This is a genomic window from Paenibacillus sp. J2L1-98, assembly GCF_056269405.1.
In genome coordinates this window covers 105,590-120,815 of the sequence record NZ_JBWDNW010000014.1, presented here as the reverse complement: position 1 = coordinate 120,815, position 15,226 = coordinate 105,590, and the positions used below count along the sequence as shown (strand labels likewise).

Genomic DNA, 15,226 nt, shown 5'->3' with positions numbered 1-15,226 from the left:
CGCTTCAATAATCCATTCGCCCTTCCTATCTTCTGCAGGCGGCGAAGGTGATTCGGTCGGGGCAGGACTTTGTTCCGGACTTGGGCTACTGCTCCGTATTCACGAATTTGCTCTCCCAATCCGCCAGCGGCACAATGGACGGCAATTTTTTTGCCTTCGGCGGGGACTCCCCGCTCTTTAGCGGAACGATATATAGCGCTATACGAGCATCCTGCCTATCCGTCAGATGCACGGCCAGCTTCTTCACAGGCGTCTCCTCTGTTATATTTCCCGGCTTCGAATATTGGATATCAGGGTTCGGAGAAGTCGACAGCGGCTTGGCGTCCATGACTGTAAGCACATCAGGATCCTCGCCACCCAGAAGCCCAACCCACAGACGTTTATCGTCGATCGTCAATATGGCTGATTTTCCATCCTCCGACAGCTCGTAACCCGCTTTGCCATTGAAATGAAGGAATGAATAGATCTCTCCGGGCTCGGTCAGCCCAATCTCATCCTGCAGCAGCACATGACTGCGATCATCCAGCAAAGCTATGCCGCGGCGTACACTCGTCACGCTACGGTTGCCATAGGATTTGGTCAGATCCATTATTGCATAAGCATTCGTATCATTGGATTCAAGCTGCTCGATTGGAGCAATATAAGGCCGGTAGTCAGCTCCATATACATAAGTTTGGTCCGGGTCTCCCGCGACGCCAGTCGCAGGCTTCGGATTGATCACCAGCGTGTTATGCCCCTCCGCCCGTTTGGTATAGTAAGTCCATCTCGGTCCATAAGTGCTGAAGAAGTTTGGCCACTCCGCTCGGTTTCGGTCCCCGAGATCGGAGAACCATCGTTCGCCAAGCGCATCAAGTACGAATGTGCCTGAGTCAAGATCCATATGCCCGTTCTGGACTGCCCCCGCTTTGAAATTAACCGATACGGCGTTCCGGTCATTCCACGCTGCGCGCAATGAACCGATTTCAATGCCTGGATAACGCTTGTCCAGCGGCATTTTGCCAAACTTGCTTCCACCTGCATGGTGTGGATTGTACCACAGAAGAGAAAGAGGATCGATGGCCGACACCGCCTCCGTATACGGTAGTTGGAATTGGGTAAGCTCAGGCTTGTTATACCGGTTAGCCAAATAGTACATCTGCTCGTTGTCCCCGAAATCGGTGCCGCTGTCGCCGAAATTGAAGGATTTGCCCGTTGACCCGGACAGGTGGATCGGAAAGTAGCCGCTCTCCGCGATGCCCGGAAAGCTGCTAAGCGGATTATTCTCCGGGCCTAAGGCCGTGTCGATAGAGGCCAAGAGACGCGAGACATAGATCCATGTATAATTCCAGTAAGCATAACCCTCGAACCAGCCGCCATGCGGATTGAAATGTTCCAGCGACTGCAAAATGTCGACCATGCCGCTATCCAGAATTTCTCCCGCGAAGCTCGGTGAATCCTCACCGATTGCCAGGGCGCTTATCAGCTGACCCGCATTCCCGACCGTATTCCAGTTGTTGGCTTCCGGATAAGGGGTAACCGCACCATTCCAGTAATTCGTTGCATACGGCGCATTGGCTCCCAGCCGGTACGTGATGATGCCCGGCAGCATCCCTTTTTCGATGATATCGGCTTTAAGACTCTCTCGCCGATTCTCGTCCCAGACATTATAGAACCAGTCATAGGCAAAGGAAGCGGACATCAGACGCGCGGCATGCTCCAAAAACATATCCGGGTTCCATAAAACTTGTCCCATGAGATGCTCCATCTCCAGCCACGCACGTTCAGAATATCTGCTGTCCTGCGTTAGATGGTAAAGCATGCCCAGCAGCAAAATCCGCTGCGGATCATTGCCGTTATAGGTTGAGCTTACAAGCAAGCCTTCCCCTTGCTGCTTTATATTAAGAAACCAATCACCTGCCCGTTCATCCGTTTCGATCTTCCGAAGCAGTCTAGCGAAGTCCTCCTCCGTCGCCAGCAGGCGGGGATGTCCAGGAGATAGCTGCGACTGCCATTCCGGTATTTCGGGTACTTCAGCTACTTTCAAGACAAAGCTGTCGGATAGTCCCTCGTAAGAGGCACGAATGGTTGTTTCGCCAGTCGTAATCGCCTCAATCCCTCCATCCGGATTGATCGTTGCCACTGAAGGATCGCTGCTTTCATAGTGGATGCCTTGAACGTTGTCTGATAGCACTTTATTCTGAAACATGACATATGTCTTCGGATAGACGAAATCGCCAACCTTCAACTGATCCACATGCTCTATCATAAGAAGACTTGAGGTTTGCTGCTTCAGTTGGAACACCTCCGTCGCATTCAGCGCTTTGCGATAAATGCGAAGATCATCCAACTGCACATTCAATTTGTCACTTGTTTGGTTGGCAAGCAGACCTGAAGCGTTAACGCCAATCTTCGGGGTCAACGCCGTATCGACGCTGCCATTCACCCCCGACAAATTGACAGCCTTGCCGACAGCTTCCTGCCCGTCTATATAAAACCGAGCGAATCCGTCGCGGTCAATCGTTACCGCAAAGTGATGCCAATTCGTATCCAGGATCCGGTGGACGGTTACTTCTGGCAAAGGACCATACCCTTCGACCGTTAGCTGCCAACGGATATTTTCATACGTATCGGTAAGGATGCGCCATCCTACCTCGCTGTTCTGATTCTTGTTCGTAATCAGCACCGGCCAGCCACCCGTCTTCCAAGTATTTGGAAACTTGATCCAGAAGGAAATCGTAAAGTCTGTATCCGCTCCGAATTTTAGATCCGGGTGATCGCCAAGATCGATATATGGAGCCGGGTTACTCGCATTCACTTTGGTGTAATCCGTGTCGAAATTGAGAGCTTTGGACGCGTAGCCCGTTGCATATGCAGGCAGGTTCCCTACCGTAACAGGCGTTACGCCGCTGGTTCCGATATTCGCAGCACTTCCGTCGAAGGGCAGCCTGACGGATCTCTCCGAATCCGTGTCAGGCAGCTCTTCACCGCGAACCCGCCCCGTCCCAAAAGGTGTAAGCGAATTTATAAAAATAAGTAGACATATCAAGCTTGCGATCTTTCCAGTGTTGCTCCATTTCATCCTACTACCTCCTCCTTTGTCGAATGTTTATAGTATAGCAGCATAGCGGTGAAGGACCGTGAATATTTTTGACATGGCAAGGGTGATATTTTGACTTGTCAAAATATCACCCTTGATTCAATGCTGTGTTTACTTTCTTAACCTTTCACACCGCCTAATGCGATCCCATCTATTACCTGCTTCTGCAATATAAAAAATACATAATCGCGTAGTTGTTCGTGTAATCGTCCCGGAACAGCGCCATGCCGAGCGGAATGGTGTACAAATCCTTGTCGAGCAAGAAAATTAGCGGATTCTGGTAATCGTTCCAGGTCCAGATGAACTTGATAATCGCCACAGTCGCAAGCACAGGCTTGCAGAGCGGGAGCATAATCGACCAGAAGATACGGAAGTAGCCCGCTCCGTCGATCTTCGCCGCTTCGATAAAATCATTGTTAACGCCCAGCATGAACTGCCTAAGCAAAAACGTGAAGTAAATGGAGAACATATCCATAAGAATAAGCGCAGCATGCGTATCATAAAGCCCCATCCAGCGAATGAGCATAAACCGCGGAATCAGCGTCGCTTGGGCTGGTATAATCATATAAGAAATTAGCAAAAGGAAGACCAAATCTCTCCCCCGGAATCGCAGCTTCGTAAAAGAATACGCCGCCATCGATGAGAACACGAGCGTAATCATTGTAACGATCAAAGCGATTTTAATCGAGTTGAAGTAGAACTTATAGAATGGTACATTCCCCATCCACACCTTTTTGAAATTGTACACCACATTGATAGATTCCGGTATCCATTTAATCGGGAAGCGCATCACGTCATTTTCGAATTTGAAAGCAGATGACAGCATCCAGATGAACGGTACGAGGAAGAAGATTGAAAGTGCTCCCATCATGATGGTTACAATGATCTTCGATACGTTTTTTTTCAGAACGAGCATCTTATTCCCTCCCTTTATTAGGCCGTGTCTTCTTTTCGTAATTTCCAAGTTGCTGCCGTGATCAAGCCAATAATGGCGAACAGAAGCCAAGAAATTGCGGAAGCATAGCCCATGTTGTAATTTCGGAAGCCCTCTTCATAGATTCGAAATACGACAACGGTCGATGAATTATGAGGTCCTCCTTCAGTCAGGAAGGCAATGATATCGAATACTTTGAAAGAGCCGATCAGCATCGTTATGAACAGAAAGAAGGTCGTTGGTCGTAACAGCGGCACTGTTATTTTGAAAAATTTCTGCATCGAGGATGCCCCATCAATATCTGCGGCTTCATACAGGTCGACGGAGATGTTCGTTAGCCCTGCCAAGTAAATTATGATCGTGTAGCCGATGCCCGCCCAAGTGCTGCAATTTTTTTGTGTTCTTACACTTGTTATTGTAAATTGTTATATCGGCGAAAGCTGTGTACTTTTTTGATATAGTTGTGCAATATTTCAACCCATCTGAAAGCGTATGCAAGGGGTTATACGGCGCCTTCTCTACCAGCTCGACCAACATGCTGATTGGTATCTGGGACACATCATCACCGAGCCGAACAAGAAATCTCGTAACGCCGATCGGATAAAGCGAATCGATACTGGATTTTATTAATGGCCCCGTGGATAGCTTATCACCGACACTCCGGGTTGCGGGGTAGAGGCCCTCTCTTAAGACGAAAACTTCATACCAGAGTTCATCAAAGAATCAGGGCAACCATGAAAACTTTTGTGGGGAATGTGCTGCAAAGAATACAATAAAGGGAGCTGAGAACGCGCTTGTCCGCTGCGTTTGCCGGTGTGAGCGTTGGTGTAAGGATTACCACTGCATCTTTTGCCATTGAAAAAGCGGTTTGATCTAAAGCAATTCCTGTAATACCGTCATATTCCTCCAAACTGATATCGTCAAACCATACTTTTCCTTTTCCCGTTTCAAGGAAAGGTTCAATAACCAGCCTCGTGACGCCTGCTGGAATGGTCATAAATACTTGCTGTAATGTCCAATCCTTCGTACCTAACAATTTAGCAGATGCAGGCCCGTCTCCTACTTTACTTGTGTTATAGTATTGCGTTCTGAAATAAGCCCCTGCCCCTGCACCTGTTACGTTATCGGTTTTCACCCACACTTTAAGTCTGTAAGATTTGCCGGCAGTTACCGTCGTGACGCTTTGATTCACAGATACTCTGCTTGTTGCGAAAGCGTCAAACAAAATGGACTTGCTCCCTTCATGATTCGTGTTTGAATCCAGCGTTACATTCACCGTTTTGTTCGGTGCTTTTCCGCTGCCGGTTGGAATCCATAGCCCCCAGCCTACAGGGGCAGGACTTGTGACACCGCTCCAGCCCGCGGTTGGTGTGGTTGTCTGCTCGAAGCTTCCGTTCGTCATCAGGTTTACCGCAACAGCCTCCACCCTATGGCTAGCGTTTTCATAAAAGGGGATGTGCTATCCAATCAAGCTGACAATTAAACCAACAGCTAACAGCATACTCATTTTTCTCATTAACTTCACCTCTCCCAAAATGAATATAAAAGTAATTAAAATGTAAGTCATATGTACCGATTTGTATATCGACGATATTTGATCCATATCGTTTTTTTATGAAAATCTCCTTTACTTGCCACCACTGTGGTGAAAACTTAGGTTTCGAATCGCTGGCTCCCCATCACTCTCCGTGATTTCAAGAAAGACTCCGCGAACTTGGACGGCTGGGATTTGTATAATTGCTTTATGACCGATGTTTCGTCCTTCGTAAATGATCACCGGCCGCCCGCTCTTTTGGGTTATAATCGTTATCTTGAAGCTTCTTATATGCTCGCCGTTCGTCAGATCCTCTTGGATGACAATATGATCCAGCAAATGCGGCTCCTTTGGCTCATATGCCCAAGTGTCGTTCATTCTTGTGCATTGCTCAAACGTTGCAATCGGGCTGCCAAAACGAAGACTAATTTCTCTACTAAATTCCAAGAGCCGATCCGTATCTTTCATGGGGAGAAGACCTTCCCGGTTCGGTCCGATATTCAGCAGCAAGTTTGCACCACGGCCTACGGAATGATAAAAGAGACCCATGAGTTCTTCCGTGCTTTTGAGCTGATGCTCGTCGTTATCACTATAGAACCAATTCGATCGCATCTGGACATCGCATTCTGCCGGCAGCCATAGCTGCCCTTCAAGCTGCTCCTTTTTCTCGGCCAGGATCGAGAATTCGGTAGAATCGACGACGTTCCAGCATGGAATAGGCGCGATGCCGTCTTCATTGCCAACCCAGCGAAAATCGGGGTCACCCATGTTAAAGATGAGAATATTCGGCTGCAGCCGGCGGATCTCGCCAATGATTCGCTTCCAGTCATATTCATGAGCTTCGGAACCGCAGCCGTCGAACCAGAGAATATCAATTTCACCGTAATTCGTTAATAGTTCGGTAATCTGATTGACGAAATAGTCGTCGTACGCCTTGGCGTCTTGCGTATAAAAATCGGCCGATCCGTCGAAAGGCGAATAGTACAATCCGGGCTTTACATCATATTTGCGGCATGCATGAACAAATTCCCGGACAACATCGCCCCGGCCTTCTTTCCAAGGAGAAGCCTCGACAGAAAATTTCGAGTATTGGGTAGGCCAATTTGAGAAGCCATCGTGGTGTTTGGCAGTCAATACCGCGTAATTCATCCCCGCTTCCTTAGCTGTACGAATCCACTGTTCGCAATCTAGTTGGCTTGGCAGGAAAGCGGAAGGCGACATCGACCTTTCATCGAAATCGACATACCCTTCATAAAAAGTGCGTAGTCCGAAATGTACAAATAGTCCGAACTCCCAGTCCTGATAAGCAAGCTGCCTTGCAGATGGAATTAATGTTTGCGAATTTTGATGTTATCCAACCTTTCTATTCATATTCTTCTTGTTCATCATAAAAGAGGTGCCTTTCATCCCACAATGCTCAATTCTTGTGACGTCCTGGACAAGAATTGGGCATGTCATGTAACAAAACCCGACAACGCCAATAAAGGTCATAGTCGGGTTTCTAATGTCTATTGACTTAATACAATTACAGGACGATAAGATACCGTGCCGTGCTCCTTGCTGGCATAATCAATATAGGCATTGGAAGCGGAATCTAGCGAGCTGATCCGAATGGAAATCTTCTTATCGGCTCCCAAAGCTGAATTGACTTGATTGGTCACATCGATTTCAACGGCAGTACCGACTGCCGGAACAGTCCAACTTCCCAAAAGAGTGCCGACTAACGGCTGAGTGTTCCAAGTGATGCCCGTCTCTGTCCATGTATTATCGCTAACCAGATGCGCTTGGTTAGTGACGCCGCTTGCTGAGCCAACGGGAACCAATTTGATTTTGGCGCTTGTCACCGTACCAATGATCGACGACAGGTCAAATTTCACAAACGACTGGCGCGTATATCCGGTTCCGTCCAATTTCACAGTCACCGCGGAAGAAGCACCGTAATTGGTGTTCGCATAAGTGCCATCGCGTACGAAAGCATCGTCAGAAGAACCTAATGTGACCGGTGTAATGAGGTTGAATTTAGCGGTAAACGTTTTTCCAAGCGACTGGTTGACATCTACGCTCAACTTGATCGTAGGACTAAGCTGGGTGACCGTAATTCCTGGGTCCAACGAATAAGCTCCTGATGAGTTTCGATTGATCTCGATGTTGATTGTGCCCGTATTCGCATGAGTCGGATCGGAAACGGCTACCTCAATGGTGCTTGACGTTTCTTTCGTCGTGATCGATGCTTTCTTTTCGCTTGTAATAAAGGCTGAACCTCCCACGAAAACGGTCTTCACGATGTCATTCCAGAAATTCGCTCCAACCACATTGGCGGACGTGTCCTTCACTGCCTGAAGATCCGCTCCATTTTCAAGTACCGTGATAGCCGGGTTAGCTGCATAAGCTTGAGTAGCATTCTGATCTTTATTTGGCAAAAGCACGTAAGCATAAGACGTATTTGTTGGATTTGTTCCATGATCGAACGCCAGACTTAAGTAGTCGGCTTTCATAGACGGCGTGACAGGCTGCTGCGAATTGACATCATTCCACGTGCCGGTTCTAGATTCGCGAATACCTTTGACATTTGCGCTGCCGGGGAAATAATAACCGATGTCCGAACCCGCCACGTTGCCTTGCAAATGGGCCCAATTCACATTGGTCAGCGTTTCCGACGTACCGCTCAAACGGATTGTCCCGTCCACGGTCAACGTATTGTCCCCGCCACTGTACACTTCGATTTCATTGATCGTCGGTTCAGAACTGGCCGAAACAATGTACAGCCGCATGTACCGCGAAGTGACCGGAGTGAAATTGATCGTCTTGTTTGCGCCAATCGTCGTTCCTGCTGTACCCGGGATGTCTGTATAAGTCAGGCCGTCAATAGACGATTGCAGCTTGAACGATGTTACTCGGGGGTAGGAAACTTCCTTAATTATCGCCTGGTTGTACGTAATGTTGGCTCCGAAATCAACGGCGAGCCATTGATTTGTCGATGCCCCGGAAGATGCGCCCCAGCGTGTGGATCCGTTAGCGTCAAACGCTTTGGCTGCGTCGAAACTGGAGCTCCAGTTCGTCGAGGCACTGTACGTTTTATTCAAATTCGGATACGTGTTGCGTCCACTGTTATATACTTCAATCTCATCGATTGTCGGTTCTTGACTGGCCGAAATCATATACAGCCTCAAATATCTTGAAGTGACGGGCATAACGTTGATTGTTTTACTGCTGCCGATCGTTGATCCTAACGTACCTGAAATATCCGTATAGGTTACGCCATCGTCTGAAGACTGCAGCTTGAATGACGTCACACGCGGGTACGATGTTTCTTTAACTACAACTTTATCATAGGTAGTGCTTGCCCCGAAATCGACCGATATCCATTGGCCCGTCGATGCCCCTACCGATGCACTCCACCTTGTAGACAGGTTGGCGTCAAACGCTTTCGCCGCGTCGAAGCTGGAGCTCAAGCTCGTTGAAGAACTAAACGCTTTGTTGACAGCCAAATTACCGCTTGAACCTTTCAGTTTGCGATTCTCGATCATCGTTTCAACATTGCGGCCGTTTGTATCGGTAATTCCTGCGCCTAACGCAGCGATTTGATCACCCATCATAAACCACGATTTTTTGCCGGTAAGTGGACTGCCTGTTACTTGCGAAAGAGAGAATTCCATCCCTGCCGTACCATATTGTCCATTTAGAGACGTTCCGCCAACCCAGTTTTTCGTATTCGGATAATTTCCGTACTCTTTCAACGTTCCCGACGTGCCATCGGTAGTCGTTCCCGGCAGCCGGTACATGTCTATCGTAGGCCAATAATTGTAATACTGTGTAAGGTCATTGTTGTAGATAGTGGTCATACCAGCTCCGGTAAACCAACCCTTTTTATTTTCCCCGCTACCGTACTCGAAAGCCGAAATGCGGTTAGAGAACATACTGAGACCGAAACCGAAACCCGGGCGTAGATGAACGGCACGATCCATGCTGGCAAACATGAAATTTTTTATCAACTCGCTGCTTGGAACAATGGTAGAGTCGTCCATCACAGATTTAAGCAGGTTGATATTATAAATATCCAATCCCGTGTAATAAGTCGGATAGGTCGTATCCGCCTGAATCCAGGCTTTCACGAGACTCTTATATAGCGAAGCTTTGTCAAAAGGTGCTCCTTGCGATAAGCGCAAAATCATCATAACAACACTTTTGCCTCTACCGTGATCCTGAGCTCCTTTTCTTGTTATCCCCCGTCCGCTTACCATATCCATCATCTCGTTTTTATAAATAAGTGGCTGGAATACATCAGTGACCCACTTATAAACATTGCTGGCGTTCGGGTCTGTGATCGACCAGGAGGAACCGTTCAAGAGATAGAAAAAGTCCGACATACCTCTTAACAGTTCTGCCCCATAGCCTCCCGTATAGGCAACATTTTTATGTTGAACGAGTGAACCGTCTTCGTATATGCCGTCTCCTGTCATAACATAAAGGAACTCCGGGCTCAAGGCATCTCTGGCCTGCGCTATCTTCGCGCTGGACTTTCCGACAATACCGCGAAGGAGAACCACTCTCGCTTTATCCAGTCTGTTCGATCCCGTCATCGGAATGGTCGAGACATCCGTTCTCCAGTTCGGATCAGGGCAAAAATGATCGATAGCGTTCGTAAAGTTCGTAATTTGAGCAGCAGATAAGCTGTCATACACCAGAATCATGATTTCGGCAAGTGAGCGTGGCGCCGGCCATTCAAGATTCGGCCACGAGTTGCTAACCGAAGTATTTTCGTTAAAGTGATTCGTATACAACCAATCCAAAGCGCTGAGAATATCCGCGAGCATGGTTGCATTGCCTTTCAGAGATGAACCTGTTGTGGCGTAAGCGAGCGCCATGCTTCTCAAACGCGCATAACTGTCGGCTACGTGACCTCCACCGCTCATCGTCCAATTGGTTAAATCGCTCCAAAGATACGTTCGTGTTGCAGATTTGTCCATCGAATTCCAATTTTTTTGGGCCGAAATTGTAAGCGCATCAATTGATGCTTTAATATCCGGATCGGATAGGTCATAATCGGAACCGCCTGTCATTAGGTTTTTCCACTTGTCCCGAAGACCATCAAATTCGTCGGCGGCTTTCACGGTAGCAGACGTTGAAACCATCATCATCGAGGCAAGCAAGGCAAAAATCAAAGAAAGTATCAACGGTCTCATTTTTCGAAACATAATCATTTACTCATCTCCCTTAAATGTATTCGCTTACATTTTAAAATTTAAAATCTCTAATCCGAAAGATTCGGCTTCAATCACCTCCTTTAAGTATGTCTAAAAATAAATCTTAATTAAATATGGAAACGCATCGAACTGGTTCGTCACAGGCGTTACGCTGCTGGTTCCGATATTCGCAGCACTCCCGTCGAAGGGAAGCATGACGGATCTCTCCGAATCTGTATCAGGCAGCTCTTCAGCGCGAACCCACCCCGCCCTAAAAGGTGTAAGCGCATTCATAAAGATAAGTAGACATAACAAGCTTGCGATCTTTCCAGTGTTGCTCCATTTCAGCCTACTACCTCTTTTGTCGAATGTTTATAGTATAGCGGCATAGTGGTGAAGGACCGTGAATATTTTTGACATAGCAAAGGTGATATTTTGACAAGTCAAAATATCACCTTCGATTCAATGCTATGTTTACTTTCTTAACCTTTCACACCGCCTAATGCGATCCCATTTATTACCTGCTTCTGCAAAATAATAAATACAATGAGCAGCGGTATGATCGCGGATAGAGAAGCCATCATCATAATCGCGTAGTTGTTCGTGTAATCGTCCCGGAACAGCGCCATGCCCAGCGGAATGGTGTACAAATCCTTATCGAGCAAGAAAATTAGCGGATTCTGGTAATCATTCCAGGTCCAGATGAACTTGATGATCGCGACAGTCGCAAGCACAGGCTTGCAAAGCGGAAGAATAATCGACCAGAAGATACGAAAGTAACCCGCTCCGTCGATCTTCGCCGCTTCGATAAAATCGTTGTTGACGCCCAGCATGAACTGCCTAAGCAAAAACGTAAAGTAAATGGAGAACATATCCATAAGAATAAGCGCAGCATGCGTATCATAAAGCCCCATCCAGCGAATGAGCATAAACCGCGGAATCAGCGTCGCTTGGGCTGGTATGATCATATAAGAAATCAACAGAAGGAAGACCAAATCCCTCCCCCGGAAGCGCAACTTCGTAAAGGAATACGCCGCCATGGATGAGAACACAAGCGTAATCAGCGTAACGGTCAAAGCGATTTTAATCGAGTTGAAGTAGAACTGGTAGAACGGGACATTCCCCATCCACACCGTCTTAAAATTGTAAACCACATTGATGGATTCCGGTATCCATTGAATCGGGAAGCGCATCACGTCATTTTCGAATTTGAATGCCGATGAGAGCATCCAGATGAACGGCACGAGGAAGAAAATAGAAAGTGCTCCCATCATGATGGTTACGATAATCTTCGATACATTTTTTTTCAGAACAAGCATCTCATTCCCTCCCTTTGTTAGGCCGTGTCTTCTTTTCGCAATTTCCATGTCGCCGCTGTGATCAAGCCAATAATGGCGAACAGAAGCCAGGAAATAGCGGAAGCATAACCCATGTTGTAATTTCGGAAGCCCTCTTCATAGATACGGAATACGACAACGGTCGATGAATTATGAGGTCCTCCTTCGGTCAGGAAGGCAATTATATCGAATACCTTGAAAGAGCCGATCAGCATCGTTATAAAAAGGAAGAAGGTCGTTGAGCGAAGCAATGGCACCGTGATTTTGAAAAACTTCTGCATCGAGGACGCACCGTCGATATCAGCGGCTTCGTACAGATCATCGGAAATGTTCGTCAGTCCCGCCAAATAAATAATGATCGTGTAGCCGATGCCCGCCCAAGTGCTAATGATGGCGATTGACAATAACGATGTCTTGGGATCGACGAGCCACTTCGGCGGATTGTTGATACCCATATCCAGCAAAAACTGATTAATCGGTCCCAGCGACGGATGCAGAAGAGCGCTCCATACAGCAGCAATCGCAATGATAGATGAAATGTACGGTAGAAAAAAAACGACTTTAAAGTAATCCTTGCCGTATACCTTGGAGTGAATGAGCACAGCCATTACTAGCGCAATCCCAATGGAGATCGGAACCGTCAGCACGGTGAACATCAAATTGTTCATGAGTGCCTTGCCGATCGTAATATCCTGGAACATCTTGACGTAGTTGTCAATACCGATGAATTTAATGCCGGATAGTCCTGACAGCAAATCCCAGGAGGAGAAGCTTAAATACAAAGAAAATACAAGCGCAAATACGTTGAGCAGCAGCATGCCCGCGATTTCGGGCAACAGGAACAACCAGCCAACCAGCGCTTCCTTGCGACCAGGTGTCCAAAACTTCTTGGGACTTTTTAGTCGTTCATCTAAACCAGCAGATCTTACAACATCCACCTCGTATCACCTCAGCTATCTGTTAAGTTGGTATAATCATAATATAATTGATGGGGTTTCAAAGGGCGGATTATGACCTCAAAGGTGTAAAATTTTGACCCTTGGATCCGTGTTGTCCCTCGTGTTCATCTTGGTACATTCATGTCGAGCGCCGGGGCAAAGCGATGGCGTTTATCATACCTTCGGTGTCTCTCGGACTTGGACTCGTTCCCGCCGCCGGCGACGCGGGCGTCGAATACATGGGCTGGCATTTCCTGTTCGCCCTGACGGCGTTGATCGTTCTGTTCATCCCGCTGTTCGCGATCTGCCTGCCCAAGGAGTCGATGAAGGAAGTTTCCTTCTATGCGCTGGGCGCGTTGCTCATCGGCGTCGGCATAACGGGGCAGCTGCTGTTCCTGACAACCGGCTCGTGGATCACATAGGGCGCGGGCGTTCTTGCGCTAATCCATTTGTTTGCCGCGCGCATACGGATAGTGTGCCAGAGAGTGTACTTTAACGGCTACCACCTGTACATGATCTCAGCGGCGGAAAGCAAACATGATTTACCCTTATACCCCAGACTGCATCCTGCTTCCCGGCACGATGCGGTCAGTTTGGTCATGAGCACAGTCGAATTCAAGCAACGTTTCACCTTGGGCGCGGTCGATAAAATCCTTCTCGACGCCGCGCATGATGCGGAATCCATCTATCTTCTTCTCGAACATCAAGGCATGGAGCCCTTCATTGATTTGAATGTTCGCTCCAAGAAAAACATAACCAGCACAACCGCAAGGGATATACAGATTTCACCCACAGGGATTCCGATTTGTCCAAACGGAAATCCAATGAAGCCTAATGGGACGGATTACAAGCTCCATCGTCGCAAGTGGAGAAGTACACCGGCTTGTGGTTGCTCTACAGCCAAGTACGGTCGTACCTTCTACACGAAAACCAAGGATGACCCTAGACTGTTTACGAAAACGCCTTGCGATTCAAAAAAATGGAAGCTGACTTACAAACGCCGTTCATCCATGGAACGTTCTAACAAGCGTGAGAAGATCGACTACAAACTCGAATCCGGCAGGCATCGTTCTACGATGATGTGGTACATGCGACTCTACGGCATTATGATCTCTGCCAGCACATGGACGCTTGGTATGTGAGGCAAAAAGATGAATGGGATAAAAAGAAAGCCATGATTTGCCCTTCAGCAGCCTAATTTTTAAAAAACCTGGTTAAAAAATTGGTGGAGTCTGCCCTGTTATGAAACTGGTTTTCATCTTCCATATTTTCCAGAACAATTTCATGGCTATTCCGGCATCGCCCCTAGAATTCCTCATCGAATGCCGAGAGGCTATTATACTTTCCTATACGTAAAAAAACATCCTCCCAAACGAGAGGATGTCGGCTGACGCCTTTAGCTTTTCTTGCTGTCATAGGCTTTCTGATAGATTTCGAGATAACGCGGCAGGTTCAGCCCGTCGAAGCCCTTCACGTAGCTATCCCACTCCGCATCATTTAATTTCTTCGTTCCCGTGACGAACTGCGCCATATTCGACCGCACGTAATCATTAATTTGCGTACGGAGCTGATTCGCTTCCTTCGCATCGTTCGAATCCATGAAGATCGTCAGTGGGAAAGTTTCTTCCGGCTGCCGGTTCTCGTAGTTTTTCGCTTTATTACATCCTACAATGATGTTTTGGAGAGAAGTGGGCTTCCACCGATTATTTACCCATTGGAACAGCAATATGATTATGATTACATCAGCCGTGATGGCCAAAGATTCAGCGTCAACGGTACATTCCCGTGTGACGATTCCGGACTACCTATCCTTCGATGGATCGGAATACGGATCAAAAATCCGGTGCGAGTGTGGGCTAACGTGAATGACCGTCTCAAAGGAGAACTCTTCATTCAGGCAGGGCCGTCAACAGCCATATGGGGTCTGAATTGTTGGGGGGAACATGAGGATGGAACTGATGCATGGTACCCTTTGCACATCGGTCCGCAGTCTCCGGACGGATGGAATAATGGAGACAGCACCGATCAAACCTATATTAAGAAAACCGTCGAAGAAGCGAAGAGAAGAGGCATAGATCCGTTAAAAACAGTCTTCTCAGGGATCGAGGCAGGCATGGGGAGCCCGGATCGCCTAAGTTCTCATCCAGCGCATGTTGAACAAAGTTGCCGCCTAGTGACGCAATCGCAGTAAGCGGGTTGCCTGTCTCCGGATCCAGAATGATAT

10 protein-coding genes and 2 pseudogenes are annotated in these 15,226 nt (G+C 47.6%); 3 read left to right on the top strand and 9 right to left on the bottom strand.

From position 1 onward, the window contains the following. Nucleotides 1-85 precede the first annotated feature (85 nt). The 8 genes and pseudogenes from AC0YNZ_RS21805 to AC0YNZ_RS21770 all read right to left on the bottom strand — a co-directional run bounded on the left by AC0YNZ_RS21805 (nt 86) and on the right by AC0YNZ_RS21770 (nt 13,002). Complete coding sequence (locus tag AC0YNZ_RS21805; RefSeq protein ID WP_475828603.1) at nt 86-3,058, bottom strand: LamG-like jellyroll fold domain-containing protein; 2,973 nt, start codon at nt 3,056-3,058, stop codon at nt 86-88. Nucleotides 3,059-3,195: 137 nt separating this feature from the next. Continuing rightward, a pseudogene (locus AC0YNZ_RS21800) lies at nt 3,196-3,992 on the bottom strand (carbohydrate ABC transporter permease). Between the two features lie 17 nt (nt 3,993-4,009). Next, nucleotides 4,010-4,396, bottom strand: a pseudogene (locus AC0YNZ_RS21795) (carbohydrate ABC transporter permease); the annotation flags it as partial. Between the two features lie 329 nt (nt 4,397-4,725). Further along, on the bottom strand, nt 4,726-5,412 hold the full coding sequence (locus tag AC0YNZ_RS21790; RefSeq protein ID WP_475828602.1) for a carbohydrate binding domain-containing protein: 687 nt from the start codon (nt 5,410-5,412) through the stop codon (nt 4,726-4,728). A gap of 225 nt (nt 5,413-5,637) precedes the next feature. After that, on the bottom strand, nt 5,638-6,873 hold the full coding sequence (locus AC0YNZ_RS21785; RefSeq protein WP_475828628.1) for an alpha-L-fucosidase: 1,236 nt from the start codon (nt 6,871-6,873) through the stop codon (nt 5,638-5,640). A gap of 179 nt (nt 6,874-7,052) precedes the next feature. Next, nucleotides 7,053-10,745, bottom strand: coding sequence for a polysaccharide lyase family 8 super-sandwich domain-containing protein (locus AC0YNZ_RS21780; RefSeq protein WP_475828601.1), 3,693 nt, complete (start codon nt 10,743-10,745; stop codon nt 7,053-7,055). 464 nt (nt 10,746-11,209) lie between these two features. Continuing rightward, nucleotides 11,210-12,046, bottom strand: a complete 837-nt coding sequence (locus tag AC0YNZ_RS21775) for a carbohydrate ABC transporter permease (protein WP_475828600.1) — start codon at nt 12,044-12,046, stop codon at nt 11,210-11,212. Between the two features lie 17 nt (nt 12,047-12,063). After that, nucleotides 12,064-13,002 carry a carbohydrate ABC transporter permease gene (locus tag AC0YNZ_RS21770; protein WP_475828599.1) on the bottom strand — a complete coding sequence of 313 codons (939 nt, stop codon included), beginning with the start codon at nt 13,000-13,002 and terminating at the stop codon, nt 12,064-12,066. A 164-nt stretch (nt 13,003-13,166) separates the two neighbouring features. Here AC0YNZ_RS21770 and AC0YNZ_RS21765 point away from each other — a divergent pair, with 164 nt between their 5' ends. Then, nucleotides 13,167-13,424 (top strand): hypothetical protein, encoded by a 258-nt coding sequence (locus tag AC0YNZ_RS21765; protein WP_475828598.1) that lies wholly within the window; start codon nt 13,167-13,169, stop codon nt 13,422-13,424. A 177-nt stretch (nt 13,425-13,601) separates the two neighbouring features. Next, nucleotides 13,602-14,144 (top strand): hypothetical protein, encoded by a 543-nt coding sequence (locus AC0YNZ_RS21760; protein ID WP_475828597.1) that lies wholly within the window; start codon nt 13,602-13,604, stop codon nt 14,142-14,144. 254 nt (nt 14,145-14,398) lie between these two features. Here the strand turns inward: AC0YNZ_RS21760 and AC0YNZ_RS21755 are convergent, their stop codons facing one another. Beyond that, nucleotides 14,399-14,761: a hypothetical protein gene (locus tag AC0YNZ_RS21755; RefSeq protein WP_475828596.1), complete on the bottom strand. Its 363-nt coding sequence runs from the start codon at nt 14,759-14,761 to the stop codon at nt 14,399-14,401. 84 nt (nt 14,762-14,845) lie between these two features. On the opposite strand from AC0YNZ_RS21755, the gene AC0YNZ_RS21750 reads away from it, so the two are divergent. Next, entirely contained in the window at nt 14,846-15,193 is a 348-nt protein-coding gene (locus AC0YNZ_RS21750; protein WP_475828595.1) for a hypothetical protein, read from the top strand. Nucleotides 15,194-15,226: the final 33 nt, after the last annotated feature.

What these genes read in the sequence shown, in the direction of transcription:
- AC0YNZ_RS21805 (WP_475828603.1), bottom strand. Translation starts at nt 3,058, where the DNA reads ATGAAATGGAGCAACACTGGAAAGATCGCAAGCTTGATATGTCTACTT.
- AC0YNZ_RS21790 (WP_475828602.1), bottom strand. Translation starts at nt 5,412, where the DNA reads ATGACGAACGGAAGCTTCGAGCAGACAACCACACCAACCGCGGGCTGG.
- AC0YNZ_RS21780 (WP_475828601.1), bottom strand. Translation starts at nt 10,745, where the DNA reads ATGATTATGTTTCGAAAAATGAGACCGTTGATACTTTCTTTGATTTTT.
- AC0YNZ_RS21775 (WP_475828600.1), bottom strand. Translation starts at nt 12,046, where the DNA reads ATGCTTGTTCTGAAAAAAAATGTATCGAAGATTATCGTAACCATCATG.
- AC0YNZ_RS21765 (WP_475828598.1), top strand. Translation starts at nt 13,167, where the DNA reads ATGGCGTTTATCATACCTTCGGTGTCTCTCGGACTTGGACTCGTTCCC.
- AC0YNZ_RS21760 (WP_475828597.1), top strand. Translation starts at nt 13,602, where the DNA reads ATGAGCACAGTCGAATTCAAGCAACGTTTCACCTTGGGCGCGGTCGAT.